Origin of the sequence: Aliidiomarina sedimenti, assembly GCF_003986955.1 — a bacterium.
Classification (GTDB): Bacteria; Pseudomonadota; Gammaproteobacteria; order Enterobacterales; family Alteromonadaceae; genus Aliidiomarina; species Aliidiomarina sedimenti.
The window spans coordinates 213,382-231,918 of sequence record NZ_PIPN01000002.1 but is presented as its reverse complement, the minus strand read 5'-3'; the positions used below and the strand labels follow the sequence as shown (position 1 = coordinate 231,918).

Below are 18,537 nucleotides of genomic sequence, written 5' to 3'. Positions count from 1 at the left end.
GCAGTAATCAGAACTACGGGGCTCATCTGAGCCGATTTCTTTTCTAAAACAAAAAGAAAACGTTATGCAAAAAGTTATAAACACAAAATTAAGCGTGCTAGGTTTAGCACTAGTTTCTTCCTTTGGTCTCGGCGCCGTTCAGGCGAATGAACTGACTCAGACTGAGATCGCTCGTCCAGCTCCTCCGGGACAGGTTAAAGAGGTTAACCGCGGTGGCGCAGGACAAAGCGGGCAGAGTCGCACGTCATTGCGTCAGAACGGGCCCGAACTCAGTTTTATTATCCGCTTCAAAGAAGAAAAAGATCCTGACGTAATGGCTAAAGTTAATGGCAACCCGAGCGAACGGGGCGCGTTAATGCAAGCTCGGGCTCAGCAGATGTCTCAGCTGAGTGGTCAGGAAATCAGTTATGTACGTAGTATGGGCCTGGCCCGAACCCACGTATTCCGTGCGGTCGACGCTGTTGGTGGCTCCGCCCAATCGTTGCACCCAACTTCACGGCGTAATGTTCGTCGTATGATGGAAGTTTTGGCCAGTGACCCAAGTGTTGAGCTGGTTGAAGAAAACCGCTTTCACCATCCGCAAAACGCGCCGAATGACCCGCAATATAATCAGCAGTGGCACTATTACGAAGCGGTTGGCGGTGCCAATACCGAAGGTGCCTGGTCCCAGGGTATTACCGGACAGGGCGTGGTTGTAGCGGTACTGGATACCGGTTATCGACCGCACACTGATCTGGCAGGTAATCTGTTACCGGGTTACGACATGATCAGTGACTCTTTTGTTGGCAACGACGGTGATGGCCGTGACAATGATGCCAGTGACCCGGGCGACTGGGTCAGCGCTGGCGCTTGTGGAGGTGGGCGACCTGCCCAGGACCAGGACTCAAGCTGGCACGGAACCCATGTCGCTGGCACCATCGCGGCGGTTTCTGATAACGGTCAGGGTGTCGCCGGTGTCGCTTACGACGCTCAGGTTGTTCCGGTTCGTGTATTAGGCCGCTGTGGTGGTACCACCGCCGATATCGCGGATGGCATTTTATGGGCGTCTGGTGCTAGTGTCCCCGGCACAACCGCGAATCAGAACCCGGCCGATGTGATCAACATGAGTCTTGGCGGGCAGGGCAGCTGTCAGTCGGTTACTCAAAGCGCAATTAATACTGCGCGCAGTAACGGTTCGACTGTGGTGATTGCCTCAGGTAACAGCGACTCAAACGCGGACAACTTCAGCCCGGGCAACTGTTCAGGCGTGGTTAATGTGGCCTCCACCGATCGTGACGGTGGCCGTGCTTACTACTCTAATTACGGCTCATCTGTGACTTTGGCGGCTCCGGGCGGGGCTCAGAGTTTCGCCAACGACCCTGAAGGCGTATTGTCTACTCATAACTCAGGTTCTACGACACCTGGCAGTGACAGCTATCGCTTCAATCAGGGCACGTCGATGGCTGCTCCACATGTTGCTGGTGTGGCTGCGCTGGTGAAACAGGCACTGCCTTCAGCTACCCCAGATCAGGTTGCGCAAATTCTGACCGACAGTGCACGCAGCTTCCCTGCGTCGTGCAGTGGCTGTGGCGTGGGCATTCTGGATGCCGGTGCAGCAGTCCAACTGGCGTTAGGTGATGGCGGCGACAACGGCGGTGGTGACGATACCGGAGGTGGCGGCAGCGTCGATAACCTTAGCGCTGCAACCGGCGAATGGAACCGATTCACCATCGATATTCCATCTGGTATGAGTACCTTTACGGTCGAAATATCTGGTGGCTCAGGTGATGCTGACCTATATGTTCGTAACGCCGGGTCTCCGACCCTGCAGAACTGGGATTGTCGCCCGTATCTTTCAGGTAACAATGAAATCTGCACCATCGATAACCCGCAGGCTGGCACCTGGCATTTAGGTGTGCATGCTTATCAGGCTTATTCTGGCGTAGATTTGGAAGCTAACTATCAGCCATGATTTGTTGAGCGCTGAATAAAAAAACCGGCCGTCACTTTGTTAAGTGCGGCCGGTTTTTTATTTATACTGGAAAAATTTTACTGGCGATAATCGTAGTTATCCTGCCAACCCCATGGTGCTGGTGGCGCTTCAACTGGTTGTGAGAGGTCGACATCGACCTGGAACTCGCGTCCATCGCGCACTAACCGGTAGCGTAGTGTATTTTCGTCAGGTAGTTCGAGCCACCAGGTATTACGGATAGAAGCAGTAGACCCCAGTTCGGCAAACAGTTGCTTACTGTACTCGTCGGCTGGAAATGATTGTGAAGATGCGGTACCGGGACTAAAGGTTTCGCCCCCGTACATGGTCAGCGGGTCATGGCTGCCATCTTCTTCACGATGATCGTGTTTTAGTTCCAGTCCATTTTGAGTGCGGGTGAGTACCCAGGTACGCGACCGGTCTTCGCCAACGTGAAGTGGGATACGAATCCGTTCTTCACTGCATTCACGTAATTCGATGACAATGTCACTGGCGATCCATTTTGCATCCAGTTCTTCGTCTCCCTCTGTGACTTCACCTGCGTACGCGTTGCCACAATGTGCTAACAGGCTATCAAAAAACTGGTCCTGAGGAGGCTCGTCGGCAGTCGTGCATGCGGCCAGCGCGAGCAGCGCTGAGCCACCGAGAAGAGCGCGTGTTAAGCGAGAAGAAGCAAAAGTACTAAGTTGCATTCAGGTTTCCTTATTTATAAGCATCTTGTAAACAGAATTGTCCGCGAATTGCGATTTGTCTCAGTCTAGCTACATTTGAACGCACATAAAAGACATAGCTGATAACCAGTTGGCATAGACGCTGGCATAGATACTGGTCTTCAGCTTTAGTATCATACCCACTCACCCAGCACCACAGGCAGATTCACTATGAACGTATATGCAAATGCACTGGAAATGATCGGCAACACGCCGATGTTACGCGTTAGCAATCTTGATACAGGCCCTTGCGAGTTGTATTTGAAACTTGAAATTCAGAACCCGGGCTTGTCGATTAAAGACCGTATCGCCGTGAGCATGATTGAAGCAGCCGAAGCAGAAGGCAAGCTGAAGCCAGGCGATACCATTGTCGAAGCGACTGCTGGCAATACCGGTCTGGGATTAGCGCTGGTTGCTATGCAAAAGGGCTACAAGCTGGTTATCGTGCTGCCGGACAAAATGAGCCGCGAGAAGCTGCACAACCTTTTAGCGATGGGCGCTGAAGTTATTGAAACACGCTCCGACGTGAACAAAGGCCACCCGGAATACTATCAGGATATGGCCCAGCGGATTGCGAAAGAACGCAATGCGTACTATGTCAACCAGTTTGCCAACCAGGCAAACGTGAAGGCCCATTACACCACCACAGGCCCGGAAATGTGGCAGCAGCTGGATGGTAAGCTGGATGCATTTGTGTGTGGCGTCGGCTCTGGCGGAACATTAAGTGGCGTCGGCAAATACCTGCGCGAGCAAAATGCCAATGTCGATCTGGTGCTGGCTGACCCGGATGGCTCAATTCTGGCGCCGCTGGTCAATGAAGGTAAAGAGATTGAGCCGGGCAGCTGGCTGATCGAAGGCATTGGTGAAGACTTTATTCCTGACACCTGTGATATCAGTCTGGCGAATAAAGCCTATGCTATCAGCGACAAAGAGTCGTTTCAGACCGCGCGTGATGTATTGTCCAAAGAAGGCATCTTGGTCGGTTCATCCAGCGGTACGTTAATTGCCGCAGCGTTGCGTTACTGCCGTGAACAGACTGAAGCAAAACGCGTAGTGACCCTGGCGTGCGATACCGGTAGCCGCTATTTATCGAAGCTATTCAATGATGACTGGCTAGCCGAGCAGAAACTGGATTAAGAGGTAGTTATGAGCAATAAAAAAGATTTAGCATTTTCAACCCGTACTATTCATGGCGGGCAAGCGCCTGATCCAACCACCGGCGCGGTGATGCCGCCGATTGTGACCAGTTCAACCTATTTGCAGGACAGCCCGGGTGTACATAAAGGGTTTGAATATTCGCGCTCTCACAACCCGACCCGCTTTGCCTATGAGCGAGCAGTAGCCAACCTTGAAGGTGGTAGCCAGGGGCTGGCGTTTGGGTCAGGTATGGCGGCTACTTCAACCATTCTCGAGCTGCTCGACAGTGGTGACCATGTGGTGGCAATGGACGACTTATACGGCGGCAGCTTCCGTTTATTCGATAAGGTCCGTGGACGTTCTGCAGGACTTGAGTTCTCTTACGTCGACCTGGCCGATCTGGAGCAGGTAAAAACCGCGTTCACCGATAAAACACGCATGCTTTGGATAGAAACACCGAGCAACCCGATGCTGAAGTTAGTGGATATTGAAGCGGTTACCAAGGCAGCGAAAGCGCACAACCCGGATATGATTGTGGTCGTTGACAACACTTTTGCGACCCCATTCAACCAACGCCCGCTTGAGTTAGGCGCTGATATTGTGATGCATTCAGCGACCAAGTACATCAATGGTCACTCTGATATGGTTGGCGGCATCGTCGTGGTTGGCGACAACGCCGATTTGGCTGAGCGGATGGTGTTCTTACAGAACGCGGTCGGCGCGATCGCCGGCCCTTTTGACAGCTACCTTGCTTTGCGTGGGGTTAAAACACTGGCGCTGCGGATGAAGCAGCACAACGAAAGCGGCCTCAAAATCGCCCAGTGGCTGGAACAACACCCACGGGTACGCAAAGTGGTGCATCCGGGCCTTGAAAGTCACCCGCAGCATGCGTTGGCGGCAAAACAAATGTCTGGTTTCGGCGGCATGATTTCAATCTTCCTGGACGGTGATATTGAGAGTGCGCGGCGTTTCCTGAAGGCTGTTGAGATTTTTGCGTTGGCGGAAAGTCTGGGTGGCGTTGAGAGTTTAATTGAGCACCCTGCCATTATGACTCATGCATCCATTCCTGCGGAAAATCGCGAAAAGCTCGGTATCCACGATAATTTCGTGCGTATTTCTGTCGGTATCGAAGACACCGATGATCTGATTGCAGACCTCGGGCAAGCGCTGGAGGCCATGTAATGGCTCATCAGAAGCAGACTGCGATACCACCATTTCATCTGGCTATTCCGGTCGATGACCTGGGCAAAGCGCGCGAGTTTTACGGGACATTATTAGGTTGTGAAGAAGGCCGAAGTTCCGAGCAGTGGATAGACTGGAACTTTTTTGGCCACCAACTGGTAACCCATGTAGCGCCAGAGCGTATTCTGCCACCAGCACACAACGCTGTGGATGGTCACAATGTACCAGTGCCACATTTTGGCGCGGTGCTGGAAATGGATGTATGGCAGGCACTGGCGGATAAAGTGAAGACGGCGGGTATCGAATTCGTTATCGAACCCTATGTGCGCTTTAAAGGCAAGCCGGGTGAGCAGGCAACGATGTTTTTCTACGACCCGGCGGGCAATGCAATGGAATTCAAAGCGTTCGCTGACATTAATCAGCTGTTTGCCAGTTAATCGCGTTGCTTTTTGCCTCTGGCAATTTCGGTCTCCAGTGCGCTGAGCCGGGGTTCCCAGAAGGTTCGAAAACGATCCAGCCAGGCATCTACTTGCTGCAAAGGTGCTGCTTGCACTGAGTAGATGCGCCTGGCTCCATCGATACGGGCGTTAGCGAAACCGGTTTCACGGAGCACCCGAAGGTGCTGGGATACCGCCGCCTGAGTAATACCGAACTCACTCTGAATGACCAAAACAATATCGCCTGATTTGTGCTCGCTTTCAGCGAGCAGCTCCAGTATGCGACGACGAACGGGGTCGCCCAGTACATCGAAAGCGTGCATCTGACAATCCTCTTTATTTTTACCTACGTGCTTTCACCTGCAGATTCACCTGACTATTCACCTGACTATTCACCTGAATAAAACGCCGCTGTTTTTTCGGCCGCCAGTCTTGCTTCTTGCTCATTGTCACCCGCTTCAACAGCAGCCTCGCCCCAGTTGTGACTTAGTGCCGTGATAAAAGCCCGACCGTCTGCCGTTTTTGTTAAAGCCTCTTCATCAAAACGTTCGCCGCCCTCAGATTCAAGGTGAACCGCCAGTCCGACTAAACCGAGATCCCAGCCAACGCCTGTGGCACCGGGTCCATAGGTTGGCCAGAACTCCTCGTCAAGCGGGCAGATATGAACCAGTTTAAGATGTGAGGACTGCTCGTCCAGGGGGGTAAGCGTTACCTCTACCCAGCTCACGCCGCCACCAAACTCCCAGGTTAGCGCTAACGAACGTGGCGCTGTGCATTCGGTGATAGTGCCACCGGCATTGCCTTCCAGTTGATAGTGACCACCGTGTTTCAGCTCACCGCTAACCGGCAAAAACCAGCGTGGAAGTCGTTCCGGGTTGGTAATAGCATCCCAGAGATCCTCAAGAGTCGTCTTAAAGTCCCGCTCCAGGGTGACGCCCCGGGCGGGTTTACCGTCACGTTCTAACACTGCCACCGAATGCGTAACCTTACCCAAATAAGCACCAAAATCAACGGACATAGCATGCTCCTTATCAAGTTAGTATTTATATAAGTCTATACTTATATGGATGAGATTAGTAAATCTGTCAAGGACGCACGGAAAAAACTTAAATCGTCGCGCTAAAGTGGCGGGATCGACCCGGAGTGAGCGAATGAGGGATGGGTAGGGGTAAGCAGGCAAAGGACGCTTAACGCGTCCCCTGAATAATCATAAAGTCGTGCATAGCGGCCATCGTCAGGCAGGAGTGGGCCGGGGCGATCACTAACAGGTCACCGAGCCTGGTTTGCTCGATCAGAGCGGGTGGCATGCGCACCTTGCCATGCTCCTGTGACAGGCCATGCACGAACGCACCCTCGACGGGCTTGCCCTGCCAGCCATGCTCACTCATCTGCATGATCTGGCCATAACAGGGCCGCCCTTCATAGCGCTCTTTACTGAGCAAATAATCCTTACTCAAATGCACAGCTCCGGCATGAACGACGACTTCGTTGCGTTCCGGGTATCGTGCGATAACCGGGCAGGCCAGGGTCAGCGCAATGTCATCCCAGTCGCAGGCACCGATATGTTGTTGCTGTAAGTCGTAAAACACATAATTACCGGGGCGGATCTCATCTACCCCGGGAAAGCTTTGCATGCGGCTGCAGGTCGGCGTGTCGCCAGCGGATACGAAAAGCTGGCTGTGCGCTGGCTCGGCAATATGCGCTTTGACCTCAGCTAAACGTTGCAGACTTTCTTCATGAACCTGCTGGATAGCGTTTTCACCGCTTGCCTGATAGCTGTTGCCTGCGTGCAGCAGCAAACCGACCTGACGCACCTGGGGTAACTGCAGTGCCTGGTTGGCGAGGTCGCTGATCAGGCGCTGTTGCTGCCAGTCAATGCCAGTGCGGCCGTAGCCAGCATCGATTTCGATCATCAGGTTCACGTCCTGACTGAGTCGGCGGATGGTATCGAGTGCCTCCCCGCTTTCAATGGTCAGGGTTAATGAACAGTTACCGGCGAGCTGGTTGATGGCGGACAGTTCTCGGGGGTTGAGCGGGATCGCGAGCATGATATCGCGCCAGCCTGCACTCTCAAATTGCTGTGCCATGCGAACCGATGACACCGCGATGGCGTGGGTACCGGCTTCGCGGAACCAGCGCCCTATTTCTACCGACTGGTGTGTCTTAAAATGGGGGCGTAACTGAACACCCGCCTGAATGGCCTTTTGCTGCATACGCTGGATGTTGCGCTGCGCGCGAAACCGGTCGACAAGAACCCGCGGGCCGGTGATGTGTTGCCATTGCAAATGGGTCATGTCAGCTCCTGATAATCGACTGGCCAGGGTAAGCGACTAAGGTCGACGTTGCCGCCGCTTATAATCAGCCCGACCCGTTTACCTTTAAATAACTCGGGGTAGCGCAGCACAGCAGCGAGCACGGTAGCCGACGAAGGTTCAACAATGACTTTGAGCTCGTGCCATAGTAAGCGCATCGCTGCGACCACCTCGTCTTCACTGATACGCAGGATATCATTGACGTGTTGCTTAATGATGGCGAAGGTTCTGTCGCCGAGGTTGGTCAGCAAACCGTCGCAGATACTATTGGGTCCGCGCGATGGTTCAATAGAGCCGCTTTGCAGCGAAGCCCAGGCATCGTCGACCTGCTCTGGTTCCGCGGCATAGATCGGCAGGCTCTGGCTGTGGGCGACCATGGCGCTTCCACTGAGCAAACCGCCGCCGCCAACAGGCGTTATCAGGCAGTCGAGGTCTGCTACGGTTTTAATCAGTTCCAGCGCAGCAGTGCCCTGGCCAGCAATGATGTGGTCGTGATTGTAGGGCGGTATGAAGGATGCGTCCGGACGCTCCTTCTGCCACTGAGCTATGATCGCCTCGCGTGCCGGCATGCCTGGTTCAATCTCGACCGTGGTGGCGTGGTAGCGGGCAATGTTGGCTTTTTTACTGGCTGGGGCACTGGCGGGCACTGCGACCGTTACCTTGATACCCAATAACTGCCCGGCACAGGCTAGTGCTGCACCGTGGTTGCCGGACGAAACGGTGTATACACCGGCCGCCCGCTGTGCTTTGGTCAGCTGCAGTAACGCGTGGCAGGCACCGCGGAATTTAAAGGCACCAGTGCGTTGCAGGTTTTCACACTTAAAAAATAGTGACGCCCCGGTCAGTTCATCTAACTGCGGGCTCTGCAGCACCGGGGTATGCACAATATAAGGCTCTATCAATTGATGAGCCTGATGAATAGCGCTCAGCTGAAGCGCTTCGGTGCCTGCGACATGTTGCCAGTTCATACGCTAAAAATTCGCCTTTGCTGGTTGGTGAATAACTGACTTCAGAGTACACTATCGACAACCTGTCACGCCAGCCTAAGGACCCACCACGCAGATGGATATACTGACTGCAACCGTTACTCTGTTATTGATTATGAACCCGCTCGGCAACCTGCCCATCTTCCTGTCGGTGCTGCGTCATGTCGAACAAAAGCGTCGTCGGCTGGTATTAATGCGTGAGCTGCTGTTTGCACTGGCGTTTATGCTGCTATTTTTATGGCTCGGGGCAAGCCTGTTGAGCTGGCTGGGTCTGCGTCAGGAGTCGGTATCAATTGCGGGTGGTATCATTCTGTTTATTATCGCGTTGCGGCTTATTTTTCCACAGCCCGGCGGTGTCTTGGGGCTTCCGGCAGGGGATGAACCTTTTATTGTACCGTTGGCGATCCCGTTAATTTCCGGGCCTTCCTTGCTCGCCGCGTTGATTCTGTTTGCCAACCAGGCGCCTGACCGGATGCTGGACTGGACCGCGGCCAGTGTTATCGCCTGGGGAATTACGGCGACTGTGCTAATGTTCAGCAACGTATTTTTACGGGCCCTGGGTCAACGTGGCTTGAATGCTATTGAACGGCTTATGGGTATGATTCTGGTTATGATTTCAGTGCAGATGTTCCTGGACGGGATTATGGCGTATATGGAGCAGGCGGGGCAGGCATGAGTAAACGTACTACTTTTCAGCAAATCCGTGAGTTACCTTTTCTCCATCAGGCTCTGCTTGCCTGTTACTTAAGTGCACGAATGCGACCAAACTACGATCTGTTTCATCGTGTCACCGGCTTTGGTGACCCCAAGGTATTGCAGGGCGCGCTGGATGTCGTCTGGCATTGGCTCGGCCATGGTGGCAAAGCGAATTTTGCCCGTTGGCAGGAAAAAATCGATGAGCAAACCCCCAGTGAGCATGGCCATGATCTGCTCGGCGTTTACCCGGCAATGGAAGCCTGCGTGGCGATCAGTACTTTACTGCAAGGCTTGCTGGACAAAGAGGACAAGCCGTTGCTGGACGTAGCGAAAGTTTCCCAGGGTAGTGTCGCTCATTTCCTTGAACTGACCGAAGGGGCTGAAATGAGCCCGGATGATCGTCAGCAAATGCTGCAGGAGCATGAACTGGTTGAGTACGAAATTGCCATGCAACAAGCGATGGTTACCTTTCTGCAAGGTCAGCCTGAGATTACTGCTGAACTGGTTAAGATGGTTCGCGGCATGGTAGAGGACGAAGGCATCAGTAACCTCGGCTTAGCCATCGATACCTTGTCTGAAGCGCCTAGTCGGTAGTTGCCCCGGCGTTTTCACGACGCACCCTGAATAAACGGCTATGGACTTGCCCGGCACGCTTTTCGCGGTGCAGATGCCAGGCTGATGGCCAGCTTGTGAATGGGTCATTGACTCCGCTTTCGACATAGACCCAGCCGCCATCGGCGACCAGTTGACGGGTCTCCATCGGCGCAATAATACGCTGCAGCCAGTCTTTGCCAAACGGCGGATCAATAAACGCGATATCGATGCTATGGGTTGGCAACTGCTGCAGGCAATGCTCTGCACCTTGGCTATCGATCTGTCCACTCGCTTCAAGCATTGCCAGATTACTGCCTAGCTGCTGACAGGCCGGGCGTTGGGTTTCTGCGAAAGTTACCTCAGCAGCCCCGCGCGATAGCGCTTCCAGACCAAGACTTCCGGTTCCGGCAAACAAGTCCAGCACGCGGGCACCCTGAAGCTCAAACTGGAGCCAGTTAAACAGGGTTTCCTTTACCCGGTCCGTGGTCGGGCGTAACCCTTCCGCGGCCAACACTGGCAGTTTTCGACCGCGCCAGCGGCCCCCAATAATTCGAATGCTGCCTGTGGCCTGAGTAGAGCGTGCTTTGGGTTTAGCTTTCAATGTCGGGGTACCTGATTGAGATATCTTGGTAAATTGTATCCAAAATCTCACCTCGGTGGCCACTTTTGAGACGTGCGTGTTAGAATTGAACGCAAATTACGCATTTGACGAACTGGATACTTGCTACGCTATGGCTGAAAAACGTTCCCTATTCTCCTCATGGTTCAAAGGTAAGAAAGAGCCTGAACCAACGCCCGATACGCTTGATAACGACAATCATCAGGAACAGACCGACGCGCAGCCTGCTGCACCAGAAGTGGAGCCGGTGCGCTCAAACGAAGCCACCGAGGATGCCGCCACCGCGATGGCGGAATCTGCCGCACGACAGCGGTCGCTTGATCAGACAGCGGTGACTGAACAGGTGCAAACAAAAACTGAACCAGCTCCGACTCAGCAAGAGCAGGATAAAAAGAGCTTATGGAGCCGCTTACGCGAGGGCCTGCGTAAGACATCGTCGAATATCGGTGAAGGCCTGGCCAATGTATTTGTTGGTAAAAAGATTGATGACGAGCTGTTTGAAGATTTAGAAACTCAGTTATTGATGGCCGATGTTGGGGTGGAAACCACCCAAAAGATTATTGATGAGCTGACCGATCATGCCTCGCGCAAGGACCTGAAAGACGCAGAGCGCTTGTTTGACCGACTGAAAGAATACCTTGAGGAAATCCTCGCGCCGGTAAGTAAGCCACTGGTGATTAAGCCGGAAAATGGCCCTATGGTGATTCTGATGGTCGGCGTCAACGGTGTGGGCAAAACCACCACCATTGGTAAGCTGGCGCAACAGTTCAAGAGTGAAGGTAAATCGGTGATGCTGGCGGCAGGCGATACGTTCCGTGCGGCTGCCGTCGAGCAGTTGCAGGTCTGGGGTGAGCGCAACGATATTCCTGTTATTGCGCAACATACCGGGGCCGATAGTGCGTCGGTTATCTATGATGCGGTTGAAGCAGCGCGCGCACGTGATGTGGATGTGTTGATCGCGGATACTGCCGGACGCTTACAGAATAAAGCCAACCTGATGGAAGAGTTGAAAAAAATCGTCCGCGTGATGAAGAAAGTAGACCCACAGGCGCCGCACGAGATCATGTTGACCCTGGATGCGGGGACAGGTCAGAATGCGATTAGTCAGGCGCGCCTTTTTAATGAGGCGGTTGGGGTCACGGGTCTGGTTATGTCCAAGCTTGATGGCACTGCCAAGGGTGGGGTGATTTTTGCATTGGCAGACCAGTTTGCGATTCCAATCCGCTATATTGGCGTGGGTGAGCAGTTGGACGATTTGCGTCCGTTTAAAGGTGACGAATTTATTGAGGCACTTTTTGCTGAGGTCAAAACTGCCGACGTGAAGAGCGCCGATTGAAGTCGGCAGGCTTAGCCAGCGCGGCCTGCTTTGACAAGAGCTTACATAGCCAAAGCTTACTTTAAGTGAAGCGATACCCAATATGATTAAATTTGAGCAGGTCAGTAAAACCTATCCCGGTGGCTTTCAGGCGCTGAATCAGGTTAATTTCCATTTGCGGGCGGGGGAACTGGCGTTCCTGACCGGTCACTCCGGGGCCGGTAAAAGTACGCTACTGCGCTTAATTGCGTTGATGGAGCGTCCGAGCATTGGGCGAGTCTTAATTAATGGCCACGACCTGCGTAAAATTAAACGACGCCAGATCCCGTATGTGCGTCGTGATATTGGGGTTATTTTCCAGGACCACCGGCTGCTGATGGACAAAACCGTCTATGACAATGTCGCCTTACCCTTGCTGATTGAAGGGTACACCCATAAGGAAGCAGCCAAGCGGGTCAGCGCAAGCCTCGATAAAGTGGGGCTTGGCGGTAAAGAACGGCACTACCCGATTATGCTATCCGGCGGTGAGCAGCAACGTGTTGGCATCGCCCGCGCGATTGTAAATAAACCGCCGCTGTTACTCGCCGATGAACCGACTGGTAACCTTGACCCTAAGTTGTCGATGGACATCATGCGTTTGTTTGAGTCATTTAACAGTGTTGGTATGTCGGTGCTGATTGCGAGCCACGACCTTGGGCTGATTGCGCGGATGCGCTATCGCACACTGACACTGAAAGACGGACGCATGATTGATGATGGGCTGGCCCATGAACATCATGGTGGCGCGTTGACAGGGAGCGAGTTATGAGTCTGTTGTTTCGCAGTAAACGCGGCGAGCAGGGTGCAAAAATCACTCGTATCGGTCCGATACGTCGCTTTATTATGTTTTTCGTCTCCAATGCACAACAGGCGGTGGGCAGCCTGGGCGAGTTATGGCGCACTCCGTTTGCGTCGCTGATGACCATTGCTGTGCTCGGCCTTAGCCTGACATTGCCGGCCACCTTGTACGTGGTGGTTAAAAACAGCCAGGCAGTGGGTCAGCAGTGGGATAATCCGGCGGAGATCACTGCCTTTCTGGACAAAGACCTCAGTAGTCAACAGGTCGAAACGTTCCAGCGTCGGGTAAGCCTGATGGACGAAGTGGCAGAGGTCAGCCATATTTCACGCGAGGAGGCCTTGCGGGAATTCAGGGAGTACTCCGGCTTTGGTAGTGCGATTGATTATCTGGACAGCAACCCGTTGCCAGACGTCCTTATTATTACTCCGGTTCGTGATTACAGTTCGTCCGAACGTGCGTCGCAACTGCAGCGTAAACTGGCGGCTGAAAACGAAGTCAGTGAAGTTAAACTGGACCTGGATTGGGTCGAACGCCTGCAGGCACTGATTCAATTGATCGAAGATGCGTTAGGCGCATTGGCAATTTTGCTCTGTATTGCCGTGGTATTGATTGTTGGTAATACGATACGTCTGGGTATTTTGAACCGGCGTGACGAAATCATGATCATGAAGCTGGTTGGGGCGACGGACGGCTACATCCAGCGGCCATTTTTATATACGGGTGCCTGGTATGGCGTGATAGGTGGTCTGATAGCCTGGCTGGCGACGTTTCTTCTGATCTGGTGGATACGCGCTGCCGTACTGCGGGTGACTGAACTCTACGACAGCCAGTTTCGTCTGCAGGGACTGAGTTTCAATGAATTGTTAATTCTGTGGGCGGTGGCAGTTGGACTCGGCTTACTGGGCTCCTGGATTGCGGTGCGGCGGCATGTGGCAGCGATAGAGCCACGCTAAGTGAAGCCGTCATCTGCCTGTCATACCCCTGGGCTAAACTGACCAGGTTATACGATTTACAGCGCTTGAGATCGTCGTTGGCTCTGCTAGTATAGTGGGTCCGACGGAACTTTTTCACCGTTTCGGGCTCTGAACGAGTGCGATCTGTAGCGGACAGTCACTCTGGTAAACGTTTCTTCCGCTAAACTTCCGTTAAGAAGTGCAGAGAGCTCTCCAAAGAACATGAACGCGAGGTAGTAAATGAGCACTAACGTTAACTCAATGGCACTTTCGGTTCCGCGCAGCGGAAGCCTGGAAGCCTATATTTCTTCGGTAAACAGCATTCCGATGCTAACTGCCGCGGAAGAAAAGTCATTGGCAGAACGTTTGCAAAATGAAGGCGACTTAGCGGCGGCTAAGCAGCTGATCATGTCGCATCTGCGTTTTGTCGTTCACATTGCCCGCGGATATTCAGGCTACGGCCTGCAGCAGGCGGATCTGATTCAGGAAGGTAACATCGGCCTGATGAAAGCCGTTAAGCGTTTTGACCCAACGGTCGGCGTACGCCTGGTTTCTTTTGCAGTGCATTGGATCAAAGCTGAAATTCATGAGTTCGTTTTGCGTAACTGGCGTATTGTTAAAGTAGCGACCACCAAAGCGCAACGTAAGTTGTTCTTTAATCTGCGTAAAGCGAAAAAACGTCTGGGCTGGTTTAACCGTGCTGAAGTGGAAACTGTCGCCAGCGAACTGGGTGTAACCAGTGCCGAGGTGATGGAAATGGAGTCGCGTATGAGCGCCCATGATCCAGCCTTCGAACTAAGTTCTGATGACGATGATGCCCGCGAAGGCGGCAATTTCTCACCTGCTCAGTATCTCGAAGACAAGAGCACCGACGTTGCCAGTCAGGTAGAAAATGATGACTGGGATGCGCATGCTAATAAACGTTTAGGCAAGGCCCTGCATGCGCTTGACGAGCGTAGTCAGCATATTGTGCGGGCGCGCTGGCTGGATGACAGCAAAGTGACGTTACAGGATTTAGCAGAAGAATATCAGGTCTCGGCGGAGCGTATCCGTCAGCTTGAGCAGAACGCGATGAAGAAACTGCGTTCCGCTATGCTTTAAATTGTCGTTTAGTATGCAATGCCGGAAGGGGTGTGGTGCTTGCTGCATCGCCCCTTCTATCTCTTCGCCTATTCCAGGCATGCCGAATGGCAAACCCGCCAATACTCCCTGTGTCCAGCTCGACAGCGATAATCTGTGTAAGCTCTTTGGCGATCCGCGTCGGCCCGACGTGTGTGCACAATTTAGTGCCGAAGCCTATGTTTGCGGTGACAACAGGGAGCAGGCATTGATTCTGCTGAGCACACTGGAAGAGTCTACTTCCTGAGCCTTAGCGACGAATGTAGCGCACCGGGTCGACTGGATTGCCTTCATGGCGTATTTCGAAGTAAAGCCCCGGTCTTGACTGACCGCCACTTTGACCGGTCAAGGCAATGGTCTCGCCACTTCGAACGGCTTCACCGACGTCCCGGGTTAATGACTGATTGTAGCCATAGAGACTCATATAGCCTTCCCCATGGTCGACCACAACGACCAGCCCAAAGCCTCGTAACCAGTCTGAGAAAAGAACCCGACCGTCCGCAATAACCCGAACCGGCTCCTCTGCATCGGTATTGATGATGAGCCCTTTCCAGTTCACCTGGCCGCTGCGGCGCTGACCAAAGGCATGACGAATCGAACCGTTAACAGGCCAGCGTAACTCCCCGCGTTGCGATGCCAGACCTGAGAGTTCGATTTCCTGCTGGCTAATGACATCGTCTAATGCGGCAAGAAGTTCGGTCAGCTCCTGTTCGTCCTGCAGCATATCGGTTAATTCACGCTCTTCATTCTGTTGCGCGGTGCGCAGTTGCTGCGCGTTACGCTGCTGTGTTTGCTGCTCTTCTCGTAACTGTTGGCGTTGCCGTTCCTGGCGGGCGATAGTGCGGCTAAGATCGTCACGCTGCGACGTCAGGGCCTGTTCGACACTACGCAGTTCCTGTTCGGTGGCGTGCAGTGCCTGGATCTGTTCCATTCGGGCCTGGTTGAAATAGCGATAATAGGTCAGCAGACGTTCAATCCGCGCCGGGTCCTGCTGGTTTAACAGCATTTGGACGAAGTCGTTGCCTCCGCTGCGGTAGGCACTTTCAATCTGGTCGGCGAGCATTTCCGCCTGTTCCTGCAACTGCGCTTCAAGCACGCCCTGTTCCTGTTCCAGGTCACTGATACGGGACTGGTTCGCATCCAGTTCAGCTTCAGTGCGGCGGATCTGCTGGGTGGTATCAGCGACTCGATTTTCGATGTCGCGCAGTTCGCGCTCCAGTGAACTCAATCGCTGCTGACGACGCTGGACTGATTCCCGACGCGATTCAATTTCGTTTTGCAGGGCTCGCAGTTGCTGTTGAGCTTGCTCGCGTTCCTGTTCGGTATCGGGTTGTGCATTGCTACTTGCTGCCATAAGGCAGCAACATGCTCCGAAAAGAATCAGGCCAGGGCGCCATGTCATCAATTACTTATCCTTGTTTTAGCTGCATTAAAGGTTTGCCGGTCATTTCATCCGGCTGTGCTAACCCAAGTAAATGCAAGATGGTCGGCGCTACATCCGACAGCCGCCCGCCACTTACCGGGGTCGCGTCGCGACCAACGTAGATAAAGGGCACCGGTAAACTGGTGTGGGCGGTGTGCGACTGCCCGGTCTGATGATCAGCCATTTGCTCAGCATTGCCGTGGTCGGCGGTAATCAGGCACTCACCATGATTGCGTTCAAGGGCTTCAAGTACTCGGCCAATACAGGCATCGACGGCTTCACAGGCTTTTACCGCAGCGTCAAAGTTTCCGGTATGTCCAACCATGTCGCCATTTGGATAATTACACACGATAACATCGTACTCGCCACTGTCGATTGCCTTTACTAAGGCATCGGTCAGTTCAGTAGAACTCATTTCCGGTTTAAGATCATAGGTCGCCACATCAGGCGAGGGGATCAGTACGCGTTTCTCGCCCGGGAATTCCTGTTCGCGTCCACCACTAAAGAAAAAGGTGACGTGGGCATATTTTTCAGTCTCGGAAATACGCAGTTGAGTGCGGTCATGTTTAGCCAGCCACTCGCCTAATACATTACCTAGCGCATCAGGCGGGAAGGCCACCGGGGCTTTAATATCCGCCGCGTACTCGGTCAACATAACAAAGCTGGCGAGGGCTGGATGCCGGTTACGTTGAAAGTTGTTGAAGTCAGTTTCAACGAAGGCCCGGGTCAGTTCACGTGCACGGTCGGCACGGAAATTCATGAAAATGACTGCGTCGCCGTCGCTGACTGGGGTTTGCTCGCCGATCCAGCTCGGTTGTACAAACTCGTCGCTTTCGTCGCGGTTGTAGGCCGCTTCTAATGCGCTCTCGGCATCGTCATAGACCTCGGCCTGGCATTCGGTAAGTAAACGATAGGCGCGTTCAACCCGGTCCCAGCGGTTATCACGGTCCATTGCGTAATAACGGCCGATGAGACTGCCAAAACGGCCTTTTCCAAGTTCAGTGAAACATTGCTGAAAACGCTGCAGGCTTGGCTTCGCCGAACGTGGAGGGGTGTCCCGGCCGTCGAGGAAGCCGTGCACAATAACGTCTTTAGCACCTTTGTGAACCGCCATTTTGACCATCGCCAGCAGATGCTCCTCATGACTGTGTACGCCGCCGGGAGATAGCAGGCCCATAATATGGACCTTGCCGCCAGCCAGACTGGCCTGCTGGATAGCGTCGTTGAGGACCTGATTGTCTTCAAAGGTGGCGTCGTCAATGGCTTTACTGATGCGGGTAAAGTCCTGATAAACAATGCGACCGGCACCCAGGTTGACGTGGCCTACTTCGGAGTTACCCATTTGTCCGTCGGGGAGGCCAACGGCCATACCGGACCCATCAATCTGGGTGTTCGGGCGGGTTTTGTATAATTCGTCCAGCACAGGGGTGTGTGCCGCTGCAATCGCATTATCAGGGGCGTCTCCACGTAAACCCCAGCCATCAAGAATTAAAAGAGCGAGTGTTTTTTTGCGAGCGCCTGGCGACGTATTCATAAACTGCCTCAATTAGATTAGTCGTCTGCAGAAAACCGGTTTTATCCAGGTGATTTACAATAGTGTCAATATTTTACTGCAAACTGGCTATTTAAGCACCCGTCCAGACGGAGATTTTACTGGTAACTCAAATTTGAGTCGGTATACTTTGGGGCTCGATTTTATGCCGTCAGGCGAGCTACAGCGACGTTTTTCGGTTCAGGCAGCAAAAGATTCAACGGGAGTTGCAGCAGTAACATGAATGAATTTATCGATTTTGCGACCGAGCATTACATTCTTACCACTGCATGGTTAGTGGCGTTTTTCCTCTTGGTCAATAGCCTTATTAAGGGCGGTTTATCCTCAGCTAAAATGTTAAAACCGCAGGAAGCGACCATTGCTGTAAACCGGGGTGGTGTCTTTGTCGATGTTCGTTCGGCAGATGAATTCAGCCAGGGGCATATCCAGGGGGCTCGTAATATCAGCCTGGAGCAACTTAAAGCCGGTGAAACAAAAAACCTTGAAAAATTTAAGGACGCCCCCATCGTTGTAGTATGCAACCATGGTAACACGGCTAAACAGGGCGCAGTTGCCCTTGAGAAAGCAGGATTTTCACAAGCGTCAGTGCTGCAAGGTGGGATGTTTGCATGGAAAAATGCCAGTTTCCCGGTTTCTAAGTCGAAAACCTCTGGTAAGAAATCAAAATAATCTTATTCAACAACATTTAGGCAGGA

General features: G+C 53.1%; 19 protein-coding genes and 1 pseudogene. 12 read left to right on the top strand and 8 right to left on the bottom strand.

What is annotated here, in order from left to right; genetic code table 11:
- Nucleotides 1-64: 64 nt before the first annotated feature.
- Nucleotides 65-1,951: a S8 family peptidase gene (locus CWE12_RS05785; RefSeq protein WP_126788729.1), complete on the top strand. Its 1,887-nt coding sequence runs from the start codon at nt 65-67 to the stop codon at nt 1,949-1,951.
- Between the two features lie 77 nt (nt 1,952-2,028).
- On the opposite strand, the gene CWE12_RS05780 is transcribed toward CWE12_RS05785, so the two are convergent.
- Nucleotides 2,029-2,661 (bottom strand): hypothetical protein, encoded by a 633-nt coding sequence (locus CWE12_RS05780; RefSeq protein ID WP_241984144.1) that lies wholly within the window; start codon nt 2,659-2,661, stop codon nt 2,029-2,031.
- A 189-nt stretch (nt 2,662-2,850) separates the two neighbouring features.
- On the opposite strand from CWE12_RS05780, the gene CWE12_RS05775 reads away from it, so the two are divergent.
- Genes CWE12_RS05775 through CWE12_RS05765 form a run of 3 tightly spaced genes read left to right on the top strand, consistent with a single transcriptional unit; the run spans nt 2,851 to nt 5,435 of the window.
- Nucleotides 2,851-3,816: a PLP-dependent cysteine synthase family protein gene (locus tag CWE12_RS05775; RefSeq protein ID WP_126788728.1), complete on the top strand. Its 966-nt coding sequence runs from the start codon at nt 2,851-2,853 to the stop codon at nt 3,814-3,816.
- Nucleotides 3,817-3,825: 9 nt separating this feature from the next.
- On the top strand, nt 3,826-4,998 hold the full coding sequence (locus tag CWE12_RS05770; protein ID WP_126788727.1) for a cystathionine gamma-synthase: 1,173 nt from the start codon (nt 3,826-3,828) through the stop codon (nt 4,996-4,998).
- Complete coding sequence (locus CWE12_RS05765) at nt 4,998-5,435, top strand: VOC family protein (protein WP_126788726.1); 438 nt, start codon at nt 4,998-5,000, stop codon at nt 5,433-5,435. Before CWE12_RS05770 ends, CWE12_RS05765 begins: the two co-directional genes overlap by 1 nt.
- Here the strand turns inward: CWE12_RS05765 and CWE12_RS05760 are convergent.
- The 4 genes from CWE12_RS05760 to CWE12_RS05745 all read right to left on the bottom strand — a co-directional run bounded on the left by CWE12_RS05760 (nt 5,432) and on the right by CWE12_RS05745 (nt 8,715).
- Nucleotides 5,432-5,758, bottom strand: coding sequence for an ArsR/SmtB family transcription factor (locus CWE12_RS05760; RefSeq protein WP_126788725.1), 327 nt, complete (start codon nt 5,756-5,758; stop codon nt 5,432-5,434). The genes CWE12_RS05765 and CWE12_RS05760 overlap by 4 nt on opposite strands.
- Nucleotides 5,759-5,823: 65 nt before the next feature.
- Nucleotides 5,824-6,453 (bottom strand): SRPBCC family protein, encoded by a 630-nt coding sequence (locus tag CWE12_RS05755; protein ID WP_126788724.1) that lies wholly within the window; start codon nt 6,451-6,453, stop codon nt 5,824-5,826.
- Between the two features lie 169 nt (nt 6,454-6,622).
- The gene (locus CWE12_RS05750; protein WP_126788723.1) at nt 6,623-7,729 is read right to left on the bottom strand and encodes an alanine racemase; all 1,107 of its coding nucleotides are present in this window, start codon (nt 7,727-7,729) and stop codon (nt 6,623-6,625) included.
- A complete protein-coding gene (locus CWE12_RS05745) occupies nt 7,726-8,715 on the bottom strand; it encodes a threonine ammonia-lyase (RefSeq protein WP_126788722.1) in 990 nt (329 codons plus the stop codon). Before CWE12_RS05745 ends, CWE12_RS05750 begins: the two co-directional genes overlap by 4 nt.
- Before the next feature lie 94 nt (nt 8,716-8,809).
- Here CWE12_RS05745 and CWE12_RS05740 point away from each other — a divergent pair, with 94 nt between their 5' ends.
- Entirely contained in the window at nt 8,810-9,409 is a 600-nt protein-coding gene (locus tag CWE12_RS05740) for a YhgN family NAAT transporter (RefSeq protein ID WP_126788721.1), read from the top strand.
- Complete coding sequence (locus CWE12_RS05735; protein WP_126788720.1) at nt 9,406-10,023, top strand: YjaG family protein; 618 nt, start codon at nt 9,406-9,408, stop codon at nt 10,021-10,023. The genes CWE12_RS05740 and CWE12_RS05735 overlap by 4 nt, the downstream gene beginning before the upstream one ends.
- Here the strand turns inward: CWE12_RS05735 and rsmD are convergent.
- Entirely contained in the window at nt 10,013-10,624 is a 612-nt protein-coding gene (gene rsmD, locus CWE12_RS05730; protein WP_126788719.1) for a 16S rRNA (guanine(966)-N(2))-methyltransferase RsmD, read from the bottom strand. The genes CWE12_RS05735 and rsmD overlap by 11 nt on opposite strands.
- 424 nt (nt 10,625-11,048) lie before the next feature.
- Between rsmD and ftsY the strand changes: the two are divergent.
- The 5 genes and pseudogenes from ftsY to CWE12_RS05705 form a co-directional block, all read left to right on the top strand.
- Nucleotides 11,049-11,978, top strand: a pseudogene (gene ftsY / locus CWE12_RS05725) (signal recognition particle-docking protein FtsY); the annotation flags it as partial.
- Nucleotides 11,979-12,060: 82 nt separating this feature from the next.
- Nucleotides 12,061-12,765 carry a cell division ATP-binding protein FtsE gene (gene ftsE / locus CWE12_RS05720; protein WP_126788717.1) on the top strand — a complete coding sequence of 235 codons (705 nt, stop codon included), beginning with the start codon at nt 12,061-12,063 and terminating at the stop codon, nt 12,763-12,765.
- Entirely contained in the window at nt 12,762-13,748 is a 987-nt protein-coding gene (gene ftsX / locus CWE12_RS05715; protein ID WP_126788716.1) for a permease-like cell division protein FtsX, read from the top strand. The genes ftsE and ftsX overlap by 4 nt, the downstream gene beginning before the upstream one ends.
- A gap of 240 nt (nt 13,749-13,988) precedes the next feature.
- Nucleotides 13,989-14,849 (top strand): RNA polymerase sigma factor RpoH, encoded by an 861-nt coding sequence (rpoH, locus tag CWE12_RS05710; protein WP_126788715.1) that lies wholly within the window; start codon nt 13,989-13,991, stop codon nt 14,847-14,849.
- Between the two features lie 13 nt (nt 14,850-14,862).
- On the top strand, nt 14,863-15,114 hold the full coding sequence (locus CWE12_RS05705) for a YkgJ family cysteine cluster protein (protein ID WP_126788714.1): 252 nt from the start codon (nt 14,863-14,865) through the stop codon (nt 15,112-15,114).
- 3 nt (nt 15,115-15,117) lie between these two features.
- On the opposite strand, the gene CWE12_RS05700 is transcribed toward CWE12_RS05705, so the two are convergent.
- The gene (locus tag CWE12_RS05700) at nt 15,118-16,221 is read right to left on the bottom strand and encodes a murein hydrolase activator EnvC family protein (RefSeq protein ID WP_157981934.1); all 1,104 of its coding nucleotides are present in this window, start codon (nt 16,219-16,221) and stop codon (nt 15,118-15,120) included.
- A gap of 55 nt (nt 16,222-16,276) precedes the next feature.
- Entirely contained in the window at nt 16,277-17,824 is a 1,548-nt protein-coding gene (gpmI, locus tag CWE12_RS05695; protein ID WP_126788712.1) for a 2,3-bisphosphoglycerate-independent phosphoglycerate mutase, read from the bottom strand.
- A gap of 237 nt (nt 17,825-18,061) precedes the next feature.
- On the opposite strand from gpmI, the gene CWE12_RS05690 reads away from it, so the two are divergent.
- Nucleotides 18,062-18,511 carry a rhodanese-like domain-containing protein gene (locus CWE12_RS05690; protein ID WP_126788711.1) on the top strand — a complete coding sequence of 150 codons (450 nt, stop codon included), beginning with the start codon at nt 18,062-18,064 and terminating at the stop codon, nt 18,509-18,511.
- Nucleotides 18,512-18,537 lie beyond the last annotated feature (26 nt).

Bases quoted from the DNA above. Each gene is read 5' to 3' on its own strand.
- CWE12_RS05700 (WP_157981934.1), bottom strand. From the start codon at position 16,221: ATGGCAGCAAGTAGCAATGCACAACCCGATACCGAACAGGAACGCGAG.
- CWE12_RS05785 (WP_126788729.1), top strand. From the start codon at position 65: ATGCAAAAAGTTATAAACACAAAATTAAGCGTGCTAGGTTTAGCACTA.
- CWE12_RS05740 (WP_126788721.1), top strand. From the start codon at position 8,810: ATGGATATACTGACTGCAACCGTTACTCTGTTATTGATTATGAACCCG.
- CWE12_RS05775 (WP_126788728.1), top strand. From the start codon at position 2,851: ATGAACGTATATGCAAATGCACTGGAAATGATCGGCAACACGCCGATG.
- CWE12_RS05690 (WP_126788711.1), top strand. From the start codon at position 18,062: ATGAATGAATTTATCGATTTTGCGACCGAGCATTACATTCTTACCACT.
- CWE12_RS05745 (WP_126788722.1), bottom strand. From the start codon at position 8,715: ATGAACTGGCAACATGTCGCAGGCACCGAAGCGCTTCAGCTGAGCGCT.
- rpoH (WP_126788715.1), top strand. From the start codon at position 13,989: ATGAGCACTAACGTTAACTCAATGGCACTTTCGGTTCCGCGCAGCGGA.
- CWE12_RS05735 (WP_126788720.1), top strand. From the start codon at position 9,406: ATGAGTAAACGTACTACTTTTCAGCAAATCCGTGAGTTACCTTTTCTC.
- CWE12_RS05750 (WP_126788723.1), bottom strand. From the start codon at position 7,729: ATGACCCATTTGCAATGGCAACACATCACCGGCCCGCGGGTTCTTGTC.
- CWE12_RS05760 (WP_126788725.1), bottom strand. From the start codon at position 5,758: ATGCACGCTTTCGATGTACTGGGCGACCCCGTTCGTCGTCGCATACTG.
- gpmI (WP_126788712.1), bottom strand. From the start codon at position 17,824: ATGAATACGTCGCCAGGCGCTCGCAAAAAAACACTCGCTCTTTTAATT.
- CWE12_RS05705 (WP_126788714.1), top strand. From the start codon at position 14,863: ATGCAATGCCGGAAGGGGTGTGGTGCTTGCTGCATCGCCCCTTCTATC.
- ftsX (WP_126788716.1), top strand. From the start codon at position 12,762: ATGAGTCTGTTGTTTCGCAGTAAACGCGGCGAGCAGGGTGCAAAAATC.
- ftsE (WP_126788717.1), top strand. From the start codon at position 12,061: ATGATTAAATTTGAGCAGGTCAGTAAAACCTATCCCGGTGGCTTTCAG.
- CWE12_RS05765 (WP_126788726.1), top strand. From the start codon at position 4,998: ATGGCTCATCAGAAGCAGACTGCGATACCACCATTTCATCTGGCTATT.
- CWE12_RS05770 (WP_126788727.1), top strand. From the start codon at position 3,826: ATGAGCAATAAAAAAGATTTAGCATTTTCAACCCGTACTATTCATGGC.
- CWE12_RS05755 (WP_126788724.1), bottom strand. From the start codon at position 6,453: ATGTCCGTTGATTTTGGTGCTTATTTGGGTAAGGTTACGCATTCGGTG.
- CWE12_RS05780 (WP_241984144.1), bottom strand. From the start codon at position 2,661: ATGCAACTTAGTACTTTTGCTTCTTCTCGCTTAACACGCGCTCTTCTC.